At 30.9% G+C, this 6,689-nt stretch carries 6 protein-coding genes; all 6 read left to right on the forward strand.

The window, feature by feature from the left end; translation table 11 throughout:
- The first annotated feature begins 36 nt into the window (after positions 1 to 36).
- Positions 37 to 1,482 carry a UDP-N-acetylmuramoyl-L-alanyl-D-glutamate--2,6-diaminopimelate ligase gene (locus tag JJE11_RS12040; protein WP_291635926.1) on the forward strand — a complete coding sequence of 482 codons (1,446 nt, stop codon included), beginning with the start codon at positions 37 to 39 and terminating at the stop codon, positions 1,480 to 1,482.
- Entirely contained in the window at positions 1,483 to 2,931 is a 1,449-nt protein-coding gene (murF, locus tag JJE11_RS12045) for a UDP-N-acetylmuramoyl-tripeptide--D-alanyl-D-alanine ligase (RefSeq protein WP_291635928.1), read from the forward strand.
- On the forward strand, positions 2,928 to 3,881 hold the full coding sequence (gene mraY / locus JJE11_RS12050; protein ID WP_291635931.1) for a phospho-N-acetylmuramoyl-pentapeptide-transferase: 954 nt from the start codon (positions 2,928 to 2,930) through the stop codon (positions 3,879 to 3,881). Before murF ends, mraY begins: the two co-directional genes overlap by 4 nt.
- A 20-nt stretch (positions 3,882 to 3,901) precedes the next feature.
- Positions 3,902 to 5,008: a stage V sporulation protein E gene (spoVE, locus tag JJE11_RS12055; RefSeq protein WP_291635932.1), complete on the forward strand. Its 1,107-nt coding sequence runs from the start codon at positions 3,902 to 3,904 to the stop codon at positions 5,006 to 5,008.
- A 208-nt stretch (positions 5,009 to 5,216) separates the two neighbouring features.
- Entirely contained in the window at positions 5,217 to 6,023 is an 807-nt protein-coding gene (locus JJE11_RS12060) for an FtsQ-type POTRA domain-containing protein (protein ID WP_291635934.1), read from the forward strand.
- 52 nt (positions 6,024 to 6,075) lie between these two features.
- Positions 6,076 to 6,689 (forward strand): DUF881 domain-containing protein (locus JJE11_RS12065; RefSeq protein ID WP_291635937.1); only part of this gene is annotated, 614 nt, incomplete at its 3' end.

Raw genomic sequence — 6,689 nt, forward strand, 5'->3', positions numbered from 1 at the left:
GCCATAAAGCGTGAATATACTTAAGGGAGTGATAATATGAAACTTAAAAATATTATGGAAAATATTAATGTGGATTTAATCCATGGTAATATCGATATAGACATAAAGGAAATTCAATATGACTCAAGAAAAGTTAAAGATGGAGATGTATTCTATTGCATAGAAGGATATAATCTTGATGGTCACGAATATATACAAAATGCAATTGACAATGGAGCTGTTGCTGTTGTATGTCAGAAGAATATAGAAGACAATTTAAACGTTACGGTGCTTCGCGTAGAAGATAGCAGAAAGGCATTAGCCATAAGTGCAGCTAATTACTATGAGAATCCAAGTAGCAAAATGAAGATGATAGGGATTACAGGTACAAATGGAAAAACAACTTCAGCATTTATGATTAAGGCTATTTTAGAAGAGCAAGGGTATAAAGTTGGACTTATTGGAACTATAGCGAATTTCATTGGTGGAGTGAAAATTCATACAGAGAGAACTACTCCAGAATCACTAGAGCTTCATGAACTTTTTAAACAAATGCTGGATTCAGGGGTGGACTATTGTGTTATGGAGGTATCTTCTCACTCATTGTACTTAGACAGGGTATATGGAATAGAGTTTTGCGAAAGTATTTTTACAAATTTAACTCAGGATCATTTAGATTTCCATAAAACCTTTGAAAATTATTTTAATGCAAAATTAAAATTATTTGAGTATAGTAAAAATTCTGTAATTAATATAGATGATACATACGGAGTAAAAGCTTATAATTCAATTGCGTGTAGTAAATTAAGTTACGGGTTAAATCGAAATGCAGATATTATGGCTAGTAATATAAATATGAATTCAAGGGGAAGTAAATTCACTGTAGATTATAAAGACAACTCTTTTGATATTGAATTAAATATACCAGGAAATTATAATATATATAATGCCCTTGGATGTATAGGTGTTTGCTTAAATCAGGGGATAGAGTTATCTGCAATTAAACTAGGTCTAAAAAAAGTACAAGTGCTTGGGCGCTGTGAACTTGTTGTAAATAACTATAACTTGGGATTTGAAATAATTTTAGATTATGCACATACACCAGATGCTTTAGAAAACATATTAAAAACTGTGAGAGAATTTACAAAAGGTAAGCTTATAAGTGTTTTTGGTTGTGGTGGTGATAGAGATAAAACCAAAAGAGCAATAATGGGTAAAATTGGAACAGATTTAAGCGATTTTTCAGTAATAACTTCAGACAATCCAAGAACTGAAGATCCTATAGAAATAATTAAAGATGTGGTATCCGGCATTGAAAAACATAATTTTGAGATTGTAGAGAATAGACGCGAGGCTATAAAACGAGCAATTGAAATTGCAAACACTAGCGATGTAATTGTTATTGCAGGTAAAGGGCATGAGGATTATCAGGTTTTAAAAGACAAAACCATACATTTTGATGAGAGAGAAATTGTTTCAGAGATATTAAAGGAGCGGTTCTAGATGGAGTATATTAGTCTTGATGAGGTAATAGAGGCAACGGATGGAGAATTAGTAGTACAAGGTCAAAGAGCCTTGTACAACGATGTCAGCATAGATACAAGAGCTATAAAAGATGGTGATATTTTTATAGCAATAAAAGGTGAAAATTTTAATGCTAATAATTTTGTTATTGAAGCTAGTAAAAAAGGAGCTTCAATCTGCATTATTGATGAAATAAAATTTGAAAAATCGCAACTTAATGAGAAAACAATCGTAGTTAAGGTGGCTGATACTAAAAAAGCACTGCTTAGTCTTGCAAAATTTTATATAAACAAGCTGAATTTAAAAGTAGTAGGAATTACCGGTTCCACAGGTAAGACGTCAACAAAGGATTTGGTTGCAGCGGTGCTGGGTTCTAAATTTAAAGTTTTTAAAACCTTAGGTAATTTTAACAATGAAATAGGGTTACCTATGATGATATTTAAGCTAGATAAAAGTTATGATGTAGCAGTTCTCGAAATGGGTATGAGCAATTTTGAAGAAATTCATAACTTATGTGAGGTTGCAAGGCCTAGTATTGCTATTATTACTAATATTGGAATGTCTCACCTTGAAAATCTTAAAACAAGAGAAAATATTTTAAAGGCTAAAATGGAGATAACAGATTTTTTTAGTTCGGATAGTGTTTTAATTGTTAATTCAGATAATGACTTATTAGAAAATATAAACACTTCAAATTATAAGTTAATAAAAACAGGAATTGATTCTGATGCTGAATTTAAAGCATGTGATTTAAATATTTACGAAAATAAAATTACATTTACTCTGATGGAAAATGGAAATTTAATAAATAATATTATTGAGGTGAATATACCAGGTCGTCACAACGTACTAAATTCTATGCTGGCAGTAGCTTGTGGAAGAGAACTTAGCATGAGCTATGAAGAGATTGCAGAAGGCTTTAAAAAATTAGAAGCTACGTCCATGCGTTTAGATATAATAAAAGGTGAAGTATTTACAATAATTAACGATTGTTATAATGCTAGTCCAGATTCAATGTTAGCTGCAATTGATGTTCTTTGTAATGCTCGCGGAAAATCTAAAATTGCGGTACTAGGGACTATGGGGGAACTCGGAAATGGATCCTTTGACGCACATAAGCAAGTTGGAGAATATGCAAAACGCAAAAATATTGATTTATTAATTTCGATAGGGGAATTTAATGAAGCATATAAAGAAGGATTTAACGATATAAATAAATATAGAAGTTTTGAAACTCATGATGAGGTAGTTTCTTTTATTGAAGGAATAATAAAGCAAAATGATGTTGTTTTAGTTAAAGCTTCAAGATTTATGAAGAGTGAGACTATAGTTAGTAAACTCGTGAGTATAAACTCACGTCAGAATATTAATTCGTTAATGAGTCTAGACTCGCGGGATATAAATGCTAAAGAGGTGTTAAAAAAATGAATTTAATTATTTTTTCAGTTATACTTGCATTTTTATTATCAATTATACAAGGACCCTTATTAATTCCCATGCTACATAAGCTTAAATTTGGTCAAAATATAAGAGCAGAAGGACCTAGAAGTCATCTCAAAAAAGCAGGGACACCTACTATTGGTGGTATAATATTTATGATTTCAACAATAATTACAATGTTAATAATTGTTAGACAAACCAGTGATGAAGTTATGATTGCATTATATTGTTTTATAGCTTTTGGAGTAATAGGACTTATTGATGATTTGCTTAAAATAACACGTAAACAAAATGAAGGGCTTACATCTAAACAAAAAATGTTGCTTTTAGTTGTAGTATCAGGTTTAATTGGTTATTACTCTTCGCTTAAAATAGGAACGGACATAATTATACCATTTGCTAATAAAAGTATAAATCTCGGTGTGTGGTATTTACCTTTTATTATTATATATTTTGTAGCAACCACAAATGCAGTTAACTTAACAGATGGATTAGATGGACTCGCAACTTGCGTTACAATTGTAGTTATGACATTTTTTGCACTAGTTAGCAATATGATGTTTCATTCTACTATTGCAATATTCTGTGCTGCACTTGCAGGTGCATTATTAGGGTTTTTAAAATTTAATTCTTATAAAGCGCAAATCTTTATGGGAGATATGGGAGCACTTGCACTTGGAGGTGCAGTAGCTGCAGTTGGTATGATACTTAAATTGCAATTATTAGTTTTTATTGTAGGTGGAATATATGTTATAGAGACTCTCTCCGTTATTATTCAAGTTGCAGTATTTAAGACCACAGGTAAGAGAGTATTTAAGATGGCACCTATTCACCATCATTTTGAATTACTTGGATGGGATGAAAATAAGGTTGTTGCAGTATTTTCAGTTGTAACAGTTGTATTGTGTTTAATTGGATTTCTATCATTTCCCTATTAGCGATGTAAGGAGGATATAACATGAAAAGATACAAGGTTAAAATGGGACAAATAGATTTTGTATTATTTGCAATCATAATGCTTCTTGTGACTATTGGAGTAGTAATGGTTTATAGTGCAAGCTCATATTATGCAGCTTTCAAATTAAATGATCCAGAATATTATTTGAAAAAGCAATTTATGTGGGCATGTATTGGATCTGTTTTTATGATTACAGCTATTAAAATTGATTATCATATTTTAAAAAAATATACTGGATTTATTATGGTAATTACTATTGTGCTATTACTTGCTGTATTTGGATTTGCAGGTATTAATGGGGCTAAGAGATGGATACCCCTCGGATTTGCATCTATTCAACCATCAGAAATTGCAAAGTATGCTATAGTATTATATATGGCTAAAAGCTTAGATATAAAGGGAGAAAAGATTAAAATTTTCTTTAAAGGTGTTTTCCCTTATCTATTAGTTTCTGGGTTTTATGCAGGGTTAATTTTGGCAGAGCCAAACTTAAGTATTGCATCTGTTATAATGATTGTTACTGTAATTATTCTATTTGCAGCAGGGGCAAAATTTTCTCACCTTTTTGCTTTAGGGTCATCGCTAGTTGCTGCAGTTGCTGTTTTAATATTTATTGAACCATATAGATTGGAGAGACTTACTAATTTTATGAATCCATGGGCTACAAGTCAAGATGAAGGATATCAATTAGTTCAATCACTCCTTGCACTTGGATCAGGAGGAGTTACTGGTTCAGGAATCGGATTATCAAGACAAAAATGCCTGTATATACCCGAACCTCACACTGATTTTATTTTTTCAATAATTGGTGAGGAATTAGGTCTAATTGGAGGCGTATTTATAATATTATTATTCGTAATTTTTGTATGGCGTGGTATTAAAACAGCAGTTACTGCTAAAGATATGTATGGTACCATTTTAGGTATTGGTATTACATCTGTTATAGCTATTCAGGCAGTTATTAATATTGCAGTAGTTACTGGGTCAATGCCAGTAACCGGTGTACCACTTCCATTTATAAGTTATGGTGGTTCGGCCTTGGTTTTCAATATGTTTGCAGTAGGGATACTTTTAAATGTGTCAAGGCAAACTGTAAATAAAAATTAGTATTAAAGGCATGCATATGCATGTCTTTTCCTATGCTTGCAAATTGTAAATATTAACTTTTTTAAAAATATTAAAAAATACATTCAAATCATGATGAAAATAATTAAGTTAAGTGGTATTATGTATATATTAGTATATAAATACACAAGCAAATATAACTAATTTATATAATTATAAATAATATGTGTTATTGAATGTGGGGAAGTGAATGAACAAAAGTAATAATCAAAACAAAGGAAATTATATTATAGAAAATAAAGAAAAATTATTACATAGAAGAAAGTATAGAAAGAAGTTAAAGCAGTTAATGTTGTTAGTCATAATTATGGCATCTACATTGGTTACATTATGTATTAAATTACCTTATTTTAATATTGCAAACATCGAAATTATAGGAAATTCTAATGTTTCTAAAGCTCTAATAAAAGAGGAAGCTAATATTAACTTAGGAAGTAATATTTTTTATGCCAGTTTTAACGATAGCCGTGAGCAAATTATGAAAAATCCGTATATCTTAGGTGTGAGTGTTAAGAAAGTTTTGCCGAGTAAAATCATTATAAAAATACAGGAAAGAGTGGCTGTATTTTATGGGGTAGTAAACAAAACTTATTATATTCTAGATAACAAAGGTATTTTGCTTGAAAAAAGAGCCAATGTGAAGGATATGAACTTAGTGAATTTAATTGGATTTAATTATGAAAAAAGTGAAGTAGGCAAGTTAATTGTATCTGAAAATGATAGGAAAATTAATATTGCAAATGAAATAACAAATATTATCAATGATTATAGAAAGACTAGCGGTAACCGCAGTATAACAATGGTAGATGTAAGTAATGTGGTAGATGTCAAGATTTTTTCAGGGAACATGTGCATTAAGATTGGAACAACAGAAGACTTAAAAAACAAATTTAATAAGGCGATAAATATTATTTCGCAGCCTCAGTATAAGAATACAAAGGGGTATGTAGATGTTAGTGCTAAAGCAAATCCAGTTGTTTTTGTAGAAAAAGAGTAGTAAAAGAATTAATAAAAATTATAGTCCCCAGAGAGTAGCAAGGAGGAAGCACATGAAGAAGTTTAGGGCCCAATTATCAATTGGCTTGATATGTGTATTATTAGGATTTATGATAAGTTACCAATTTAAAGTAATAGGCAGGCAGAATTCGATAGCGGATCCCAATAATAGTAATACACCAGAAATTATAATTGAAAACGAACAACTTAAAAAAAGTATAACAGATATGCAGAAAAAGATTGATGAATTAGATGGTAAAACAAAGGAATATGAAAATGCTGCAGGGGGAAGAGATGCAGCAAGTGAATTATTACGTAAAGAATTAGATGAGACGAGAATCCTTACTGGAGGCACCGAGGTAGAAGGTGAAGGTGTGACTATTTTGATAGAGCCTAAGAACAGCATTTTTGGCAGTAACACTGAAAATCAGGCTATTTATGATTCGGATTTAGTGCATATAGTAAACGAACTGAGGACGGCAGATGCTGAAGCAATTTCTATTAATGATATTAGGCTAACTTCTCGTAGTGGTATTAGAGTCGCTGGGAATGCGATTATTATAAATAATGAAAGAATTTCTTATAGTAGAAGAATTACAATTAAAGCAATTGGGAGACAAGATCTATTAGAAAAAGCTATAAGTTTTCCGGGAGCTATTCCACGAAC

The organism is Clostridium sp., from assembly GCF_016650095.1.
In the GTDB taxonomy this organism is placed as follows: domain Bacteria; phylum Bacillota; class Clostridia; order Clostridiales; family Clostridiaceae; genus Clostridium_AD.